Origin of the sequence: Streptomyces sp. NBC_00353 (assembly GCF_036108815.1) — a bacterium.
Lineage (GTDB): Bacteria > Actinomycetota > Actinomycetes > Streptomycetales > Streptomycetaceae > Streptomyces.
In genome coordinates this window covers 8,527,575-8,543,794 of sequence record NZ_CP107985.1, presented here as the reverse complement: position 1 = coordinate 8,543,794, position 16,220 = coordinate 8,527,575, and the positions used below count along the sequence as shown (strand labels likewise).

General features: G+C 69.6%; 18 protein-coding genes. 14 read left to right on the top strand and 4 right to left on the bottom strand.

What is annotated here, in order from left to right:
* The first annotated feature begins 70 nt into the window (after nt 1–70).
* Together OHA88_RS38480 and OHA88_RS38475 are read left to right on the top strand one after the other, a co-directional pair.
* The gene (locus tag OHA88_RS38480; protein ID WP_328628915.1) at nt 71–196 is read left to right on the top strand and encodes a hypothetical protein; all 126 of its coding nucleotides are present in this window, start codon (nt 71–73) and stop codon (nt 194–196) included.
* 98 nt (nt 197–294) lie between these two features.
* Nucleotides 295–978 carry a glycerophosphodiester phosphodiesterase gene (locus tag OHA88_RS38475; protein ID WP_328628914.1) on the top strand — a complete coding sequence of 228 codons (684 nt, stop codon included), beginning with the start codon at nt 295–297 and terminating at the stop codon, nt 976–978.
* A 64-nt stretch (nt 979–1,042) separates the two neighbouring features.
* Here the strand turns inward: OHA88_RS38475 and OHA88_RS38470 are convergent, their stop codons facing one another.
* The gene (locus OHA88_RS38470) at nt 1,043–1,600 is read right to left on the bottom strand and encodes a GNAT family N-acetyltransferase (protein WP_267006724.1); all 558 of its coding nucleotides are present in this window, start codon (nt 1,598–1,600) and stop codon (nt 1,043–1,045) included.
* 75 nt (nt 1,601–1,675) lie between these two features.
* Here OHA88_RS38470 and OHA88_RS38465 point away from each other — a divergent pair, with 75 nt between their 5' ends.
* From OHA88_RS38465 to OHA88_RS38435, 7 genes are all read left to right on the top strand, one after another.
* Nucleotides 1,676–2,062 (top strand): VOC family protein, encoded by a 387-nt coding sequence (locus OHA88_RS38465; RefSeq protein ID WP_328628913.1) that lies wholly within the window; start codon nt 1,676–1,678, stop codon nt 2,060–2,062.
* 144 nt (nt 2,063–2,206) lie between these two features.
* Nucleotides 2,207–2,803: a DUF5134 domain-containing protein gene (locus OHA88_RS38460; protein WP_328628912.1), complete on the top strand. Its 597-nt coding sequence runs from the start codon at nt 2,207–2,209 to the stop codon at nt 2,801–2,803.
* Between the two features lie 86 nt (nt 2,804–2,889).
* Nucleotides 2,890–3,825 (top strand): M56 family metallopeptidase, encoded by a 936-nt coding sequence (locus OHA88_RS38455; RefSeq protein ID WP_328628911.1) that lies wholly within the window; start codon nt 2,890–2,892, stop codon nt 3,823–3,825.
* A 33-nt stretch (nt 3,826–3,858) separates the two neighbouring features.
* Nucleotides 3,859–4,578 (top strand): phosphatase PAP2 family protein, encoded by a 720-nt coding sequence (locus OHA88_RS38450; RefSeq protein WP_328628910.1) that lies wholly within the window; start codon nt 3,859–3,861, stop codon nt 4,576–4,578.
* Nucleotides 4,579–4,596: 18 nt separating this feature from the next.
* Complete coding sequence (locus OHA88_RS38445; RefSeq protein ID WP_326602048.1) at nt 4,597–5,289, top strand: HAD family hydrolase; 693 nt, start codon at nt 4,597–4,599, stop codon at nt 5,287–5,289.
* A gap of 79 nt (nt 5,290–5,368) precedes the next feature.
* Complete coding sequence (locus tag OHA88_RS38440) at nt 5,369–5,548, top strand: hypothetical protein (protein WP_326602049.1); 180 nt, start codon at nt 5,369–5,371, stop codon at nt 5,546–5,548.
* A 61-nt stretch (nt 5,549–5,609) separates the two neighbouring features.
* A complete protein-coding gene (locus OHA88_RS38435; protein ID WP_267006717.1) occupies nt 5,610–5,834 on the top strand; it encodes a hypothetical protein in 225 nt (74 codons plus the stop codon).
* Nucleotides 5,835–6,084: 250 nt separating this feature from the next.
* Here OHA88_RS38435 and OHA88_RS38430 read toward each other — a convergent pair whose 3' ends face one another.
* On the bottom strand, nt 6,085–7,575 hold the full coding sequence (locus tag OHA88_RS38430) for an LVIVD repeat-containing protein (RefSeq protein ID WP_328628909.1): 1,491 nt from the start codon (nt 7,573–7,575) through the stop codon (nt 6,085–6,087).
* Between the two features lie 158 nt (nt 7,576–7,733).
* Here OHA88_RS38430 and OHA88_RS38425 point away from each other — a divergent pair, with 158 nt between their 5' ends.
* Nucleotides 7,734–8,420: a DUF305 domain-containing protein gene (locus tag OHA88_RS38425; RefSeq protein ID WP_328628908.1), complete on the top strand. Its 687-nt coding sequence runs from the start codon at nt 7,734–7,736 to the stop codon at nt 8,418–8,420.
* 78 nt (nt 8,421–8,498) lie between these two features.
* The gene (locus OHA88_RS38420; protein ID WP_328628907.1) at nt 8,499–9,881 is read left to right on the top strand and encodes an FAD-dependent oxidoreductase; all 1,383 of its coding nucleotides are present in this window, start codon (nt 8,499–8,501) and stop codon (nt 9,879–9,881) included.
* Nucleotides 9,882–9,914: 33 nt separating this feature from the next.
* Here OHA88_RS38420 and OHA88_RS38415 read toward each other — a convergent pair whose 3' ends face one another.
* Together OHA88_RS38415 and OHA88_RS38410 are read right to left on the bottom strand one after the other, a co-directional pair.
* A complete protein-coding gene (locus tag OHA88_RS38415) occupies nt 9,915–10,214 on the bottom strand; it encodes an ArsR/SmtB family transcription factor (protein ID WP_328629895.1) in 300 nt (99 codons plus the stop codon).
* Nucleotides 10,215–10,496: 282 nt separating this feature from the next.
* Nucleotides 10,497–10,913, bottom strand: coding sequence for an acyl-CoA thioesterase (locus OHA88_RS38410; RefSeq protein ID WP_328629894.1), 417 nt, complete (start codon nt 10,911–10,913; stop codon nt 10,497–10,499).
* A gap of 304 nt (nt 10,914–11,217) precedes the next feature.
* Here OHA88_RS38410 and OHA88_RS38405 point away from each other — a divergent pair, with 304 nt between their 5' ends.
* The 3 genes from OHA88_RS38405 (at nt 11,218) to OHA88_RS38395 (ending at nt 16,097) form a co-directional block, all read left to right on the top strand.
* Nucleotides 11,218–12,984 (top strand): glycoside hydrolase domain-containing protein, encoded by a 1,767-nt coding sequence (locus OHA88_RS38405; protein WP_328628906.1) that lies wholly within the window; start codon nt 11,218–11,220, stop codon nt 12,982–12,984.
* Between the two features lie 37 nt (nt 12,985–13,021).
* Nucleotides 13,022–14,101, top strand: coding sequence for a C40 family peptidase (locus OHA88_RS38400; protein WP_328628905.1), 1,080 nt, complete (start codon nt 13,022–13,024; stop codon nt 14,099–14,101).
* 178 nt (nt 14,102–14,279) lie between these two features.
* Nucleotides 14,280–16,097 carry an ABC transporter substrate-binding protein gene (locus OHA88_RS38395; protein WP_328628904.1) on the top strand — a complete coding sequence of 606 codons (1,818 nt, stop codon included), beginning with the start codon at nt 14,280–14,282 and terminating at the stop codon, nt 16,095–16,097.
* Nucleotides 16,098–16,220: the final 123 nt, after the last annotated feature.

Below are 16,220 nucleotides of genomic sequence, written 5' to 3'. Positions count from 1 at the left end.
CCCCCGCAGCCCCGCCGCCTGCCGTCCCGCCCCCTCTGTCGCTGCACCCGGCCAACGGGAGATTTTCCGCGTGAGCATCCGTGCCGTCCTGGTCGCAGCCGTCATCACGGGTTTCCTGCTCGGCACCGCCGAGATCCAGGGTCACGGCGCCGCTCCCCCGCGCGGGACCGCTCACCTCTTCGCGCCGGGTCGCTAGGCTGCCGAGTGCCGAATTGCCGCAAGACTGTAGTGCCGTACTGCCGCGTGGGTAGGAGCAGCACGCGGGGAGCCGCCGTCGACGGAAGCGAGATTGCCTTGACTTTTCTCACCATCGGTCATCGCGGGGTGATGGGTGTCGAGCCGGAGAACACTCTGCGGTCGTTCGTCCACGCCGAACGGGCCGGAATGGACGCCATCGAGCTGGACCTTCATCTGAGCAAGGACGGCGCGCTCGCCGTCATGCACGACGCCGACGTGGACCGTACGACCGACGGCACGGGCCTGATCGCCGAGAAGACCCTCGCCGAGCTGCGTGAACTCGATGCCGGGCAGGGCGAGCGGGTGCCCGTCTTCGAGGAGGTGCTCGACGCCGTGCGCTCCCCCGTGCAGGCGGAGATCAAGGATGTGGCGGCCGCCCGGGCGCTGGCCGATGTGATGCGGCGGCGCGATCTCGTCGACCGGGTCGAGGTGTTGTCGTTCCACGACGAGGCGATCGCCGAGATCGCCCAACTCGTGCCGGGGGTGCGGACCGCGCTCGTCGCCAGCCGGTGGAAGAGCGACGTGGTGGACCGGGCCAAAGCGGTGGGCGCGGCGACGCTCGTACTGAACATCCGCCGCCTCACCCTGGAGGTCGTCGAGCAGGCGCACGCCGACGGTCTGAAGGTCATCGGCTGGGTGGTGAACACCCAGGACCATCTGCGCCTGGCTCGCGGCCTTGGGCTGGACGGCGCGACCACCGACTTCCCGGAGATCCGCCGCGCCGGCCGCTTCACCGCGTAGTCGCAGTGCGCGGTACCGCTGCTTGCCCTTGTGTGCTGCGTACGACCAGTCGTACCGGGTACTGCTAGTCGTCCTGCAGATCCTTGATCAGCAGTTCGAAGGCGAGATCGTCGCGCTGCGGAATGCCGAAGCGTTCGTCGCCGTACGGGAACGGGGTCAGCTTTCCCGTACGGCGATAGCCGCGACGTTCGTACCAGGCGATCAGCTCCTCGCGCACCGAGATCACGGTCATGTGCATCTCGGTCGCGCCCCAGCTCTCCCGAACGGTGCGCTCGGCCTCGGCGATGATGACCTTGCCGAGCCCGCCGCCCTGCAGCTCGGGACGGACCGCGAACATCCCGAAGTAGGCCGCCTCACCGCGGTGTTCGAGCTGGCAGCAGGCGATCGGCTCCCCGTCCCGTTCCACCACGAGCAGCCGGCTGCCGGGAGCCTCGACGACCTGACGGACCCCGTCGGGGTCGGTCCGCTGCCCGTCCAGGATGTCCGCCTCGGTGGTCCACCCGGCCCGGCTGGAGTCCCCTCGGTACGCCGACTCGATCAGCGTCACGAGTGCGGGCACATCGGCGTCGGTCGCGTCGCGGAAGGTCAGCTGTCCCGAGTCACGGGGCGGGGCGGTGTCCATGGTGAGGCTCTCCGTTTCTCTGCTGGGCCGTGCCGCAGCAGCGTAACCCGGAGCTCTGTGCCTAGGGTCTGGCCCATGGTGCATGTGCTGAGCAGCAGGGTCCTGTTGAGCCCGACGGATCCCGAGCGGTCACGGGTGTTCTACGGAGAGTCCCTCGGGCTCCCGGTGTACCGGGAGTTCGGCACCGGTCCCGAGCGGGGCACGGTCTACTTTCTCGGCGGTGGCTTCCTGGAGGTCTCCGGGCGCTCCGCAGCGCCGCCCTCGCCCGCGCTGCGGCTGTGGCTCCAGGTCGCGGACGTCCAGGTGGCGTACGAGGAGCTGTCGGCCCGCGGCGTCGACGTGGAGCGGCCACCGGTGCGCGAGCCGTGGGGGCTCGTGGAGATGTGGATCTCCGATCCTGACGGGGTCCGGATCGCGGTCGTCGAGGTGCCGGCGGACCACCCGTTGCGCTCCCGGCCCTGATCCCTCGACGGCGCCGAAGTGGTGTTTCCTTCCGGTCAGTTCCTGCCACGCGCTCCCCTCGTACATCAGTGCGCCGCGTACGACCTGCCCGGCCGGGGCATCGACTAGTCGACACCGACGTCGTACGTCCTGGGGAGGTGCACTGTGCACGGACCGACGATGTCCAGTTGGCTGCTGATGGCGTTGTGCGGGGTGACGGGCGCGTACTGCCTGCTGCGGATGCGCAACGGGACGCAGGAGGAGCGCAGAACGGCGCGTGCGGAGGCCCTGATGGGCTTCGGCATGGCGGCCATGGCGGTGCCCGCCGCGGTGGTCACGCCGCCCGTGTGGGGATGGGCGGTGTACGTGGTGCTGTTCGGCGGGGCCGCGTTGCGCGCCCTGTGGTTCGCCCGGCACAAGGGGCACCATCTGCACCATCTGGTCGGCTCGCTGGCGATGGTCTACATGGCGGTGGTGATGGCGGCGCCCGGCAGTGGCGCGGCGGCGCACGGGGGTCACACCGGGCACGGCGGGCATCAGATGGCACAGGTCGCCGGGGGGTTGCCGCTGCTGACCGGGGTGCTGCTGGTCTACTACGCGGCCTATGTGCTGCGGTCCGGGGCACGGCTGATACCGATCGCCGCCACGGCGGGCGCCGGCGGCGGGCCGACCGGGGGCGCCTGGGGCGCACGGCCCGAGCTTGCGCTGGCCTGCAGGCTGACGATGGCGATCGCCATGTTCGCGATGCTGCTCACGTTGTGAGACAGGAGGCACGGCAACGCGTGGCGTACGTCACTTGCCGAGCGCAGCCATACCCGTGGGTAGTGCGCCGCTCATAGGCTGACGCCATGTTGGTCTCCCTCGCGCTGCTGCTGCTCGGTGCACTGGCCGCCGTCGTGACCCCGCGGCTGATGGCGCGGGCCGAATGGCCGGAGCGCGAGCCCGTCGTGGCGCTGTGGGTGTGGCAGTGCGTGGTGGCGGGGGTGCTGCTGTCCTTCGGACTCTCCATGACGTTCAGCGCGGCCGCCGCCTGGCAGGCGGTACGCGGGCAGGTGTTCGCGCCCGCACCCCATGCCGTGGTGGAGGCATACGCGCTGGCCGCGTACGGGCCGTGGTCCGCCGTCATCGCCGTGCTGCTGGCGCTCGGCGGCGTCTGGACCGGTGCGATGCTGACCCGGGAGATCCGCCGGGCACGGCTGCGACGCAGGCAGCGCCGGGCCGAACTGCTGGTCCGTTCCCCGTTGATGCCCGGCGAGGAGGCCGGCAGCGGCCGGCTCGTGGTGCTGGAGGGCGAACGCCCGGATGCCTGGTGGCTGCCGGGAAATGCGCCCCAACTGGTCATCACCACCGCGGCACTTGGCCGGTTGAAAGGCCGCCAGCTGGATGCGGTGCTGGCTCATGAGCAGGGGCACGCCCAGGCACGGCACGACTGGCTGCTGCACTGTTCGGCGGCGCTGGCGACGGGGTTCCCGCAGGTCCCGGTGTTCGCCGCGTTCCGCGACGAGATGCACCGGCTCGTCGAACTGGCCGCCGACGACGTGGCGTCGCGGCGCTTCGGACGGCTGACGATCGCTCTGGCCCTGGTCGAACTGAACGAGGACCGGGGCGTGTTCGGCCCCTGCCCGACGCCGGGCGCGCAACTGCCGCTGCGGGTGAACCGGCTGCTGTCCCCGGTGGAGCGGCTCACCGCCGGACGGCGGCTGCGGCTGACCGCGGCAGCCGCCCTGGTGCCGGTGGTGCCGCTGCTGGTGGCCTTCGTGCCGGGACTCAGCGCGCTGGGATAGCCGGTGCGGCGGTCCGTCCGCGAAGATCGCCCCATGCGCTCCCCCTCACCACCCCTTTCCCCGCCGGACCGCACGCCCGCCACCGTGCCGGCCCTCGGAACGGGCATCGTCTGCGGATCCCTCGCCCTGGTGCTGTTGATCCTGGTCACCGCGGGCTGGTCCCCGTTGATGTCGCTGGACCGTACGGTCGCCGACGGGCTGCACCGGCGGGCGGTGACCGAGCCCGGACTCGTCCACGCCAACCGGATCCTGACGGACTGGGTGTGGGATCCCTGGACGATGCGTGCCCTGATCGCCGTCGCCGTGGTGGGGCTGTGGTTGCGCGGCGCCCGGATGCTCGCGGGATGGGTGGCGGCGACGAGCCTGTTCGCCACCCTGCTGCAGCAGGGGCTCAAGTCCGCGGTGGGCCGGGAGCGGCCGCGATGGCCGGACCCGGTGGACTCCGCCCATTACGCGGCATTCCCGTCCGGACACGCGATGACGGCCGTGGTGAGCTGCGGCCTGCTGCTGTGGCTGCTGCGCCGGCACGGCGCAGGGCGGCGGGTGTGGTGGGCGGCGCTCACGGTGGCGTGGGTCTCGGGGATCGGGGTGGGGCTCACCCGGCTCTATCTGGGGGTTCACTGGCTGACCGATGTGCTCGGCGGCTGGCTGCTCGGGGCGGCGGTGGTCGCATTCTCGATCGCCGGGTTCGCACGGTACGAGGGGCGTGGGCCGGGCGGCGCAGGCGGGGCGGCCTTGCCGCATCGTCCCTGAAGCGGCAAGGATCGGACCATGGTGTTCAAGGGTGCGCTCTTCGACTTCTCCGGGACCCTCTTCCGTGTCGAATCGGTCCGGTCCTGGCTGGGCGCGGTCCTCGCCGAGCGGGAGGCGACCGTGACCGATGAGGACTTCGACCGGTACGTGGAGGGGCTGACGACTGCCGGGGCGCTGCCGGGCGGCCCGGACCCGGAACGCATTCCCGACCGGCTCGCCGAGGTGTGGGCCACTCGTGACGAGAGCGCGGAACGGCACCGGGCGGCGTACACCGGGCTGGCCCGCCAGGTCGGCCTGCCGGATCCGGGGCTGTACGACGCGCTGTACGACCGGCACAAGTCACCGGCGGCGTGGCGCCCGTACCCGGATGCGGCCGAGGTGCTGGGGGCGCTGCGCACGAGCGGGGCCCGGGTCGGCGTGGTCAGCAACATCGGCTGGGACCTTCGACCGGTCTTCCGCGCCCACGGTCTGGACGCCCTCGTCGACGCCTATGTCCTGTCGTACGAGCACGGCATCCAGAAGCCGGACCCACAGCTTTTTCACATTGCCTGCACGCTTGTCGGACAGGATCCCACGGATGTGGTGATGGTCGGCGACAACCGACACGCGGACGGTGGAGCGGCGGCGCTGGGGTGCGAGGTGCGCTTCGTGGACCATCTGCCTGTGGAGGAACGGCCGTACGGGCTACGGGCGCTCGGGTTGGTTCCATGATCCGGACCAGGAGACATGTGAGAGATGTCCCTGACGCCCAATGGGTCGGATTGTCACATCGGGGCCTTAGCCTGTAGGCATGTCCCGTTCTCCGCACTCCTCCAATTCCATGCGTTCCGCCGCAGTGGTGAATGAAGAGATTCGTGACCTGTGGCAGCGCTCCGGCGGATGTCTCTCACCGGACGACGAGGAGGAGTACCAGCGACTGCTGGTGGAGTGGGCCGCGGTGACGGGCGGGAGTGCGAGGTCCGCCGCGTGAGGACCCGACCGGCTGGGCCATTCGCTGTGCAGCCGCCTTCGGCGCGTCGCACCCTGTAGGCATGACTTCTCCCCCGATCGTGATTTTCCGCCCTTCCCCCTCCGGCGGGCGCCGCGTCACCGTGCAGCGTGACGGGCGGTTCCAGATCCTGGGGCTGGCCCACTCCGATCACGATGTGATCGTCTTTCTGGAGGGCGCGGGGCTCGACGATCCCGAGCACATCCTCGACAGTCCCGAATGGGTCGAGTGGCGGGGCGGGCGGGCCCACCGGTACGAAGCCGCGTAGGGAATGGCCGATTCCGGCGATCCCCTGCGTCGCCGGAACCAGGCAGCCACCCCGGTCGACCGGATCCGTCGGGGGCCGCGCTGATGACGGACGGCATGAGCCGGTCAACGCAGAGGTACAGCATGCGCGCGCGCCGGACGTCGGTCAACGAGGCGTCGCACCGAGGTTGCCGGCCGAGTGCCGCCGGGCGAGGATCCGCCCGGCGGCACTCGGTATGAGCGTACGGTTCGGCGATGTCTGCGCGGCCGGATCAGTGGTCGAAGTAGTCCGGCTGCGTCTGCACATTGAGCTCCGGCATCCGTACCCGCTTCGCGGGGTCGGTCCGCCGGTCGTCGAGCTTCAGGACGTCGAAGCCCTTGGCGATGTCGTTGGAGTAGATGTAGCCGTTGTAGTAGTACGCCGACCAGGGGCCGGCTGTCGTGACGGCGTCCAGACTGACGGGACCGCGCTCGAAGTACGCGATCTCCTTCGGCGCCGAGGAGTCGGTGAAGTCCCATACCGAGACTCCGCCCTGGTACCAGGCCTGGACCATCAGGTCGCGGCCCTTGACCGGGATGATCGAACCGTTGTGGGCGACGCAGACCTCGGTGGCGGCCTGCGGGCGGTCGATCTTGAAATAGCTGCGGAAGACCAGCTTGCGGTGGTCTCCCCTGCCGACGATGTCGTAGATGCCGTCGGCGCCGCGCTTCGGCCCGATCTCCTCGTTGCAGGTGGCGGCGCCACCGCCGCCGAGCTCATCGGTGAAGACGACCTTGTCCGCCTTCTGGTTGAACGTCGCCGAGTGCCAGAACGCGAAGTTCACATTGTCCTGGACCCGGTCGATGATCTTCGGGTTCTCCGGGTCCTTGATGGAGAACAGCAGGCCGTCACCCATGCAGGCACCGGCGGCCAGATCCTTCGAAGGCAGCACCGTGATGTCGTGACAGCCGGTCGTCTTGGAGACTCCCGGGTTGGTGGGCGCGCCCGGGTTGCCGCCGTCCGGGAAGAGCACCGGGAAGTTCACGATCGCGGCCTTCTCCGGAGCCTTGCGCGGCACCTTGATGACGGAGATCCCGTCGTGCGGCGGCTGGCAGTCGGGGAACGTCTCGTTCGGCGAGTACGAGGACACGTACACGTACACGCTGCTGCGCTCCGGAACCAGCGTGTGGGTGTGCGAGCCGCACGCGGTCTCGACGGCGGCGACGTACTTCGGGTTGCGCTTGTCACTGATGTCGAAGATCTTCATGCCCTCCCAGGAGGACTTCTCCGTGGCGGGCTGGGTGGTGCTGGCGCACGAGTTGTCACTGCGCGAGGAGTCGGTGGACAGGAACAGCAGGTTCCCGGAGACCGACACGTCGTTCTGCGATCCCGGGCAGAGCACCTGGGCGACGGTCTTCGGGGACCTCGGGTCACTGATGTCGAAGATCCGGAAGCCGTCGTAGTTCCCGGCGAAGGCGTACTTCCCCTGGAACGCCAGGTCCGTGTTGAGGCCCTTGAGCGCGTCCTTCGGGATGTTCGCCAGCGGGGTGATGTTGTCGCTGTGGACGATCTCGTCCACGCCGGGTATCTCGCCGTCCTCGATGGCGGCCGCGGCAACGGCCTCCTGACTCGCGGAGAGACCGGTACCGATGGCCGGGTGATCACCGGGGTCGGGTGTCGCGACCGCTGGTCCGGCCGTCAGCAGAGTGGCGAAGAGCCCGGCGGCGGCTGCCGCCACGCCCAGACGTCTGCGCCGCACTTGGGTGGTGTGCAACGAAGTCACTGCGTCCTCCCCTGTACCAATACGTGGTTGAACGGTTGACTGACCCCGGCAGTATCGTCCCTCCCATGGGTATCCCAACAGATGGCAACAGGAACGTAATGAAAGTTTCCGACACTTGAGATCGCGCAAGTGTGCCGAACGATTTACAGACATCCCATATGCCAATGGAGGAAGCCTTGTTGATACGCCATCAGGTTGTGCAGGTGCGCAGATCCCTGGTCGTCGCCGCCGTCGCGGCCGCCGCGCTCTCCCTCTCCGCGTGCGATGCGGGCGGCGGAGACCATGACGCGAACGCGCGGGCGGGCGGGGGCCCTTCGGTCGTTGCACCTGGCAAGCCCGGGGAGCCCGCGCAGACACTGTCCGCCGAGGAGGCGGCGAAGGCCACCGTGGACGACACTCCCAACTCGGCCGACTTCCGCTACGTACAGTTGATGATTCAGCACCACGCCCAGGCGTTGGAATTGACGGCCCTGGTGCCGTCCCGTTCCTCGTCCATCCCGGTCAAGCGACTCGCCGAGCGCATCTCCGCGGCCCAGAAGCCGGAGATCGGTGCCATGGAAGGATGGCTCAAACACAATGGCGGCGAGAAGCACACGGGCGGCCATGACCACGCCGGGATGCCCGGCATGGCGACGCAGGCGCAGCTGAAGCAGTTGCGCGCGGCCGAGGGCAAGGCCTTCGACGAAATCTTCCTGAAGCTGATGATCACCCACCACCAGGGAGCGATCACGATGGCGACCGATGCCCTCTCGGAGGGGAACAACGTTCAGGTCGAGGAGATGGCGGACGACGTCGTCGCCCAGCAGACGGTCGAGATCGACCGGATGCGCGCGCTGTCCTCCTGACGCGCCGTGCGGCCGCGCCTCTCCCCTGCCCCGCCGACCGGTGCAATGCTGGAGGCACACTCCGGGAAGAGGTGCACCGTGCTTCGTGTCGCCGTCGTCGGCTCCGGACCCAGCGGGGTCTACACCGCGCAGTGTCTGGTCCAGCAGTCCCGGGTGCCCGATGTCCGGGTGGACGTACTGGACAGGCTGCCCTGCCCGTACGGCCTCGTGCGTTACGGCGTCGCCCCCGACCACGAGAAGATCAAGTCGCTGCAGAACAGTCTGCGGACCGTCCTGGAGCACGAGCGGATCACCTTTCTCGGCAACGTCCAGGTGGGCGGGGACGGGTTGCCACCCGATCGGCTGAGCGAGCTCTACCATGCGGTGGTCTACTGCGTCGGGGCGGCGACCGACCGCGGTCTCGGCATTCCCGGCGAGGATCTGCCCGGCAGTCACTCGGCGACCGAGTTCGTCTCGTGGTACAGCGCGCACCCCGATTCGGCTGCCGACAACTTTGCTCTGCGGGCCCGTTCGGTCGTGGTGATCGGGGTCGGCAATGTGGCGGTCGACGTGGCGCGGATCCTCGCGCGCAGCGCCGAGGAGCTGCGGCCCACCGATGTCCCGCACCCGGCGCTCGGTGCGCTGGCCGGCAGCCGGGTGCGCGAGGTGCACATGGCGGGCAGGCGCGGACCGTCCCAGGCCAGGTTCACCACCAAGGAGCTGCGCGAGCTGGGCGGGCTGCCGGGGGCGCGGGTCGTGGTGGACAGGGCGGAGCTGGCCCGCGATCCGGCGTACGTCTCCGCCGGGGCGCCGTCGGATTCAGCGGTGCAGCTGCCGGCGGTGGCGCGGCGCAATATCGAGGTACTGCGCGGGTGGGCGGAAGCCGATGTCCCTGCTGCCGGGCCGGCCCCGGTGCGCACGATCCACCTGCGGTTCTTTCTGCGCCCGGTCGAGCTCCTCGAACGAAACGGGCGGGTCGCCGGGGTGCGGTTCGCGCGTACCGCACCGGACGGCGGCGGCGGAATAAAGGACACCGGTGCGTACGAGGAGATCGACGCCCAGCTCGTTCTGCGGGCCGTCGGCTACCGCGGGCTGCCGCTGCCCGGTCTGCCGTTCGATCCGGCCCGCGGCACCGTGCCCCATCTGGCGGGGCGGGTGCTGCGCGACGGGGTGCCGTCGCCCGGCGAGTACGTCGCGGGGTGGATCAAGCGGGGGCCGACCGGAGTGATCGGCTCGAACCGGTCGTGTGCAAAGGAGACGGTCGCGTCGCTGCTGGACGACGCACCGCTCCTCGCAGGACGGCCGGCGGCCCCCGATCCGGTGGCCGCGCTGCGGGCGTGGGGACTGCAGCCGGTGGAGTGGGGCGGCTGGCAGTCGATCGAGCGGGCGGAAGCCGCGCTGGGGCGGTCGCTCGGCCGTGGGCCGGTGAAGATCCCGGACTGGGCGGGACTGCTGGAGGCGGCACACAGCGACCGGCGCTGAGTCGAGGGCCGCGGACGGATCCGCGGTGCGCTGTCAGCCTTCGCCGAGCCGGTCCGCCTGCATGGTCGCGGCGGCGAGAACGCTGTCGAGCAGGCCGGGGAAGAGTACTTCCAGGTCGTCGCGGCGCAGCCCGTTCATCTTGGCGGTGCCCCGGTAGGTCTGACTGATGATGCCGCTCTCACGCAGCACCCGGAAGTGGTGCGTGGATGTGGACTTGGACACCGGCAGTTCGATACGGGAGCAGGTGAGCTCGCCCTCGGCGGCGGCCAGCTCGCGGACCACCCGCAACCGCATCGGGTCGGAGAGTGCGTGGAGCACGGCCTCGATGCGCATCTCCTCACGTGCCGGGTGGGCCAGCACGCGGGCACCGGCGCCCGGGGCGGCGGTGCCACTCGCGGCAGTGGCGCTGGTCGCGGTCACGTCGGCTCCTGTCGTCGCTTCGTCCGGACGCTCCATGGTACGAGACCCATCGTACTTTGCCCCGCATCGCACCACGGGCACGGGGCGGACGGGACGGATCTCACCCCGTGAACGAGAGCGGGAGCCGCGCCGACGCCACGCACGAGGCGGCGGCCGTCCTGCGCACCGCCTCCCGCACGGCCCGGCCGCCTGCGATCAGCCGCTGAGCAGGTCCGGGTTTCCGGCGAGCGAGGCGAGATGGCCGGCCGGATCGGCGATGAGCCTGCGGGCGGTCAGGTCGAGCATGCCCGCCACGCCCGTGATCTCCGCCGCGACCGCGCCGTCCTCCTTGATGATCTTCTGCACCACCTCGAAGGTCTTTCCGCTGCCGTAGACGAACTGACAGGTCACCCGCACCCGTTCACCGCCCCGCAGCTCCCGCAGGAACTTCACCGTCACTTCGAGCGCGACCGGACCCACGCCGCCGGCCAGCAGCTTCTCCTGCGGCAGGCCGGCGGCTCGCAGCAGCTCCCACCGGGCGTGCTCTGCGTACTGCAGATAGACCGCCTGGTTCAGATGTCCCTGCGTATCGAGCTCGTAGCCGCGCACCGTCACGTCAACAAAGAAGGTCATGGACATCACAACATCGCTGCGCAGGCCGTCATTCCCCATGCCGGGACTCCCGAAACCACTGCACTCACAACTGCGCTGATGAGTTCTCACATCGAACTGCCGGACCGGCCAGTTCTGTTGAAGCGCGACACGGCTCAGCAGCTTGGTAAGAAATTTTCGGCAATAGGTAGTGCAACGCAACTCAATGACGCGCTACCTTTCGCCTGCCCTGCTCACGGCGGCGCCGCACGACGATGCGAGCCGGCCCCGTGATCCGGGTGAAAGGCGCATGTCCTGTCCATCCCAGAGGCCGACCTGGAGTGCCATGAGACTGCCCAGACCACCACGAGCGCATCTGCGCGCCGCAACCACCGTGCTCACCGCGCTGGCCGCACTGAGCACCGCCGCCCTGGCCACCGCCGCAGCACCGGCCGGCGCCGCCGACGGCGCCAAGGATGTCTCCTACCGGGGCTATCACGTACGTGTGCCCAGCAGTTGGCCGGTCATCGACCTGGCCGCGCACCCCGATACCTGTGTGCGCTTCGATCGCCACGCGGTCTACCTCGGCCACGCCACCGATGCCGGTCAGGCCACCTGCCCGGCCGGGCTGGTCGGCCGCACCGAAGCGCTGGTGATCGAACCGCTGGACGCGACCGGCCGGAAGTCGGTGGACGGCTCCACCCGCATCGCACCCAAGGGCGCTGCCAGGGCCGCGGCACCGCGGACCGGCGGTGCGCCGTCCGGGCGGATACGCCAGGCGGTGCCGGCAGCCGGAGTGCTGGTCACCGCCTCGGTGGGTGCGGACGATGCCGCCGCGCAGACCATCCTGGACAGCGCGGACCTGGACGCCGGCGCCGAGGCGGTGACCCTGTCCGCAGCCCCGGCGGGCCGGGCCGAGGCCATGTCCGCGTCCGCGTCCGCCGTCGCCGCACAGCCCGGCACGTACACGGGTCTCGGCTTCGACCCGTGCGCCGCACCGTCCAACGCGCAGATGTCCGCCTGGTCCGCCTCGCCGTTCCGGGCCATCGGGGTGTACATCAGCGGCATCAGCGCCGCCTGCGACCAGCCGAACCTGACCGCGCCGTGGATCCAGACGCAGACCTCGGCGGGCTGGCACATCATCCCCATCCATGTGGGACTGCAGGCGCCGTGCAACACCTTCAGCCACAAGGTGTCGTCCACCCTTGCCACCGCCGCGAGCCAGGGTCACAGCGAGGCGCAGGAAGCCGTCGCCGCCGCTGCCGCACTCGGGCTGCCGCAGGGCAGCGTGCTCTACGACGACATGGAGGCGTACGACCAGACCAACACCGCATGCAGTAACGCGGTGATGACCTTCCTCAGCGCCTGGACCGAGGAACTGCACAGCAGCGGCTACCTCTCCGGCGTCTACACCTCCGCCACCTCCATGGCCGACCTGGCCGGGGAGTACACCACCGGCACCTACACGATGCCGGACCACATCTGGTTCGCCCGCTGGAACGGCAAGGCCGACAACGACGCCACGCCCTACGTTCCCGACGAGTACTGGGCCGACCACCAGCGCATCCACCAGCTCAGCGGGGACACCGACGAGACCTGGGGCGGCGTGACGATCAACATCGACCGCGACTACCTGGACGTCGGCGTGGGGCCGTTCGCCGGTTCCTGCACGGCGAGCCTCGACTTCTCGGCGTACGGATCGATTTCTGCGGGTTCCTCCGGCGGCCTGGTCAGCGCCGCCCAGTGCCTGCTGATGCGCCAGGGGTACTTCACCGGCACCGTGGACGGGGCCTTCGGCTCGGGCACCACGAGCGCCGTCCAGTCCTTCCAGAGCGCCAAGTCGCTGCCGGTCACCGGCACCGTCGACTCCCACACCTGGACCGCCCTGCTGTCCGCGGGCACCAGGCCGACCCTCCAGTCGGGCTCCACCGGCACCGACGTCAAGCGTCTGCAGCGCGCGCTGATCGCGGCCCGCGGTCAGACGCTCAGCATCGACGGCGACTTCGGCCCGGCGACCACCACCGCGGTCAAGGCGTACCAGACCGCCCAGGGCCTGACCTCGGACGGGATCGTCGGCAATCTGACCTGGTCCGCCCTGCAAGCCGGCAAGTAACCCCCGATCCATGGCGATTCAGACTCCTGGGAGAACCATGCCTGCATACGGAAAACTCCGCCGGGCCGGCCGCGGATTCGCGGTCGCGGCGGCAGCGGGACTGCTCGCACTGAGCACCGCGATGCCCGCGGCGGCCGCGACCATTCCCGCACGGACCAATCTGCTCTCCTCCGACTGCCCGAGCACCGTCAAGCAGGGCCAACTGAGCGGCTGTGTGACCGAGCTTCAGACGCTGCTCAACTTCGGCGGTGCCTCGCTGACGGTGGACGGCGACTTCGGCCCGGCGACGACTGCGGCGGTCCAGTCCTACCAGACCTCCAAGGGCCTCACCTCGGACGGTCTGGTCGGCCCGGCCACCAAGTCCGCGCTGTACTACGAGGACCCCACGGTCGCCATCGACCTGCGCAGCCTGCGCTGCCCGGTGGACCTGGAGCCCAACGAGAGCGACGGCTGCGTCACCGAGTTGCAGAACAAGCTCAACGCCCATGGCGCCTCGCTGACCGTGGACCATGTCCTCGGCTCCGGCACCACCAACGCGGTACGCACCTACCAGTCCTCGGTGGGGCTGGCGGCCACCGGTGTGGTGGACCCCGCCACCAAGGCGAAGCTCTACGGCGACCCGGCGCCCCAGCAGCCGGCCGACCTCGGCTCGGGCCGCTACGCGGCGGTCGTCAATTTCGGCGAGCAGGCCACCGGCCAGAACATCCAGTACGTCTGGGGCGGCGGCCACGAGACGGACTTCGGCCCGTCGATCGGCATCTGCGACGGCTACGGCGGCTCGATCACACCGTGCCCGGCCGACAAGGAGGTGGGCCTGGACTGCTCGGGATTCGCCCGCTGGCTGTACTGGCGGGCGGGCGCCGGCGACATCGGCCAGACCACCAAGGACCAGGTGGTCAACCCGCGCTTCACCAAGGTAACCGCTGCCACCGCGATCCCCGGTGACCTGGTGTTCTTCGGCGGCTCGGCGTCGACCGTGCACCACGTCGGGGTCTACACCGGCACCGTGAACGGGGTGGCGATGATGGTCAACGCCCCGCAGACGGCCTCGTACGTGCGCGACGACACCATCGCTTCGCACAGCGACCTGCTCGGCTACTACCACCTCACCGGCTGACGCTCAGCTCAGCTCAGGCGGCCGGCTCCGCACGATGGGGCCGGCCGCCGCTTTCGCCAGTGGATCTTTGTAAATTCTTGCCGTCGCTATGGACTTTGGCGCAGGTGACTTACGAAGATGCATTCCAGCCAATGCGCCTCCGCTGCATTCCCGTCCCCGCCCAAGGGAGTTGCCCCCTGTGAACGTGCGCATACCGCGCAGAGCCGCCGCCGCTCTCGCCGCTCTCGCCCTGCCGATCCTCGCGCTTCCCGCGACCGCCGCCCAAGCCGACGGCGCCGGTACCACCCTCCGCGTGACCATGGACACGTCCGGAGTGGACACCCTCAATCCCTTCCTCGCGTACTTCGACGGCGCGCTGGACATTTTCGGCCAGGTCTACCCGTCGCTCAACTCGCTCCGCCCGGACGGCAGCGCGGCGCCCTACCTCGCCGACTCCTGGACCACCTCCGCCGACAAGCTCAGCTGGACCTTCAAGATCCACAAGGGTCTGAAGTGGTCCGACGGCCGGCCCATCACGGCCGAGGACGCCGCCTGGACGCTGAACCTGATCATGACGAACGAGACCGCCGCCACGGCCAACGGCTCACTGGTCCGAAACTTCGCCAAGGTCGAGGCCACCGACGCGAACACCCTGGTGATCACCACCAAGGCCCCGCAGTCGAACATGCTGTACGTCTCCACCCCCAGCAGCATCCCGATCGTGCCCAAGCACATCTGGGAGAAGCACACCGGCGACCTGAAGAGCTTCAAGAACAACAGCTTCCCGCTGGTCGGTTACGGCCCCTGGAAGCTCGCCACCTACAAGACCGAGCAGTACGCCAAGCTCGACGCCAACAAGGACTTCTTCCTCGGCGCCCCCAAGTACGACCACCTGCTCGAGCAGCAGTACAAGACCACCGACGCCGCGGTGGCCGCGCTGCGCAGCGGTCAGATCGACTACGTCACCTCGATGAACTCCACGCAGTTCAAGGCTCTGCAGAGCGAGAAGGACGTCACGGCCTTCCAGACGCCCGGCCACCACTGGACCGCCATCGAGATCAACGCCGGGGCGAAGACCCGTAACGAGAAGCCGATCGGCACGGCAAACCCTGCACTGGCCGATCAGGCCGTGCGCACCGCGATCGCCTACGCCACGGACAAGAAGACCCTGGTCAAGAAGGTCCTCAACAACCTCGGCGCACCCGGCGTGGGATATCTTCCGCCCGCCTGGAGCCAGTGGGCGTGGACGCCCGAGGCCGGCAAGGCGGTGGACTTCGATCTCGCCAAGGCCAACGCGCTGCTGGACGAGGCCGGTTACAAGAAGGGCAAGGACGGGGTGCGAACGGCCCCGAAGTCCGGCAAGAAGCTGAATCTGCGCCTGGGTATCCACTCCGACAGCACCGGCGACGCGCAGATCTCGTCCTACGTCAAGGGCTGGCTCAAGGACATCGGCATCGAGGTCACCATCCAGCCGTTCGGCATGACCAAGCTGAACGACAACCTCGCCAAGGGCGACTGGGACATGTTGATGGACAGCTGGGGCACCGGCCCCGACCCCAGCTACATGCTCGGCATCCAGACCTGCGACACCCGCCCGCAGGACGACGGAACGAGCGGCTCCACCGACTCCTTCCACTGCGACAAGGCGTACGACAAGCTCTTCCAGGAGCAGATCCAGGCCTTCGACCCGGCCGAGCGCGCGCGCATCGTCGGCGAGATGCAGGACATCCTCTACCGCCACAACCAGGACATGATCCTGTACTACGACAACGGCCTGTCCGCGGCCCGCACGGACACCGTCAAGGGCCTCATCTCCGGCAAGGCGGACGCGGCAGGCGTGATGCCCACCCAGCTGGCGTTCTGGAACTACGCCAAGGCCGCCCCGGCCGCCAAGAGCGCCGACTCCTCCATGTCCACCGGAACCGTGGCCGCCGGTGTCGGTGCTGTGGCGGTGCTCGGCGTCGTCGGCGGGCTGGCGGTCCGCCGCCGCAAGGCCGGCGCGGGCGACCGCGAGTAGCCCCCCGGGCCGGAGCACCGAGGGCGTCACGCCCTCGGTGCTCCGGCCCACGACTGAACCGCTGCGGTTGCCGGGCCTGAAGGGGCCCGGCAACCGCAGCGGTCCGCGGGATGGTGCGGCTGG

What these genes read in the sequence shown, in the direction of transcription:
- OHA88_RS38450 (WP_328628910.1), top strand. Translation starts at nt 3,859, where the DNA reads ATGCGCTCCCCCTCACCACCCCTTTCCCCGCCGGACCGCACGCCCGCC.
- OHA88_RS38455 (WP_328628911.1), top strand. Translation starts at nt 2,890, where the DNA reads ATGTTGGTCTCCCTCGCGCTGCTGCTGCTCGGTGCACTGGCCGCCGTC.
- OHA88_RS38400 (WP_328628905.1), top strand. Translation starts at nt 13,022, where the DNA reads ATGCCTGCATACGGAAAACTCCGCCGGGCCGGCCGCGGATTCGCGGTC.
- OHA88_RS38435 (WP_267006717.1), top strand. Translation starts at nt 5,610, where the DNA reads ATGACTTCTCCCCCGATCGTGATTTTCCGCCCTTCCCCCTCCGGCGGG.
- OHA88_RS38415 (WP_328629895.1), bottom strand. Translation starts at nt 10,214, where the DNA reads ATGCGCATCGAGGCCGTGCTCCACGCACTCTCCGACCCGATGCGGTTG.
- OHA88_RS38425 (WP_328628908.1), top strand. Translation starts at nt 7,734, where the DNA reads ATGCCAATGGAGGAAGCCTTGTTGATACGCCATCAGGTTGTGCAGGTG.
- OHA88_RS38410 (WP_328629894.1), bottom strand. Translation starts at nt 10,913, where the DNA reads ATGACCTTCTTTGTTGACGTGACGGTGCGCGGCTACGAGCTCGATACG.
- OHA88_RS38470 (WP_267006724.1), bottom strand. Translation starts at nt 1,600, where the DNA reads ATGGACACCGCCCCGCCCCGTGACTCGGGACAGCTGACCTTCCGCGAC.
- OHA88_RS38465 (WP_328628913.1), top strand. Translation starts at nt 1,676, where the DNA reads ATGGTGCATGTGCTGAGCAGCAGGGTCCTGTTGAGCCCGACGGATCCC.
- OHA88_RS38445 (WP_326602048.1), top strand. Translation starts at nt 4,597, where the DNA reads ATGGTGTTCAAGGGTGCGCTCTTCGACTTCTCCGGGACCCTCTTCCGT.
- OHA88_RS38405 (WP_328628906.1), top strand. Translation starts at nt 11,218, where the DNA reads ATGAGACTGCCCAGACCACCACGAGCGCATCTGCGCGCCGCAACCACC.
- OHA88_RS38440 (WP_326602049.1), top strand. Translation starts at nt 5,369, where the DNA reads ATGTCCCGTTCTCCGCACTCCTCCAATTCCATGCGTTCCGCCGCAGTG.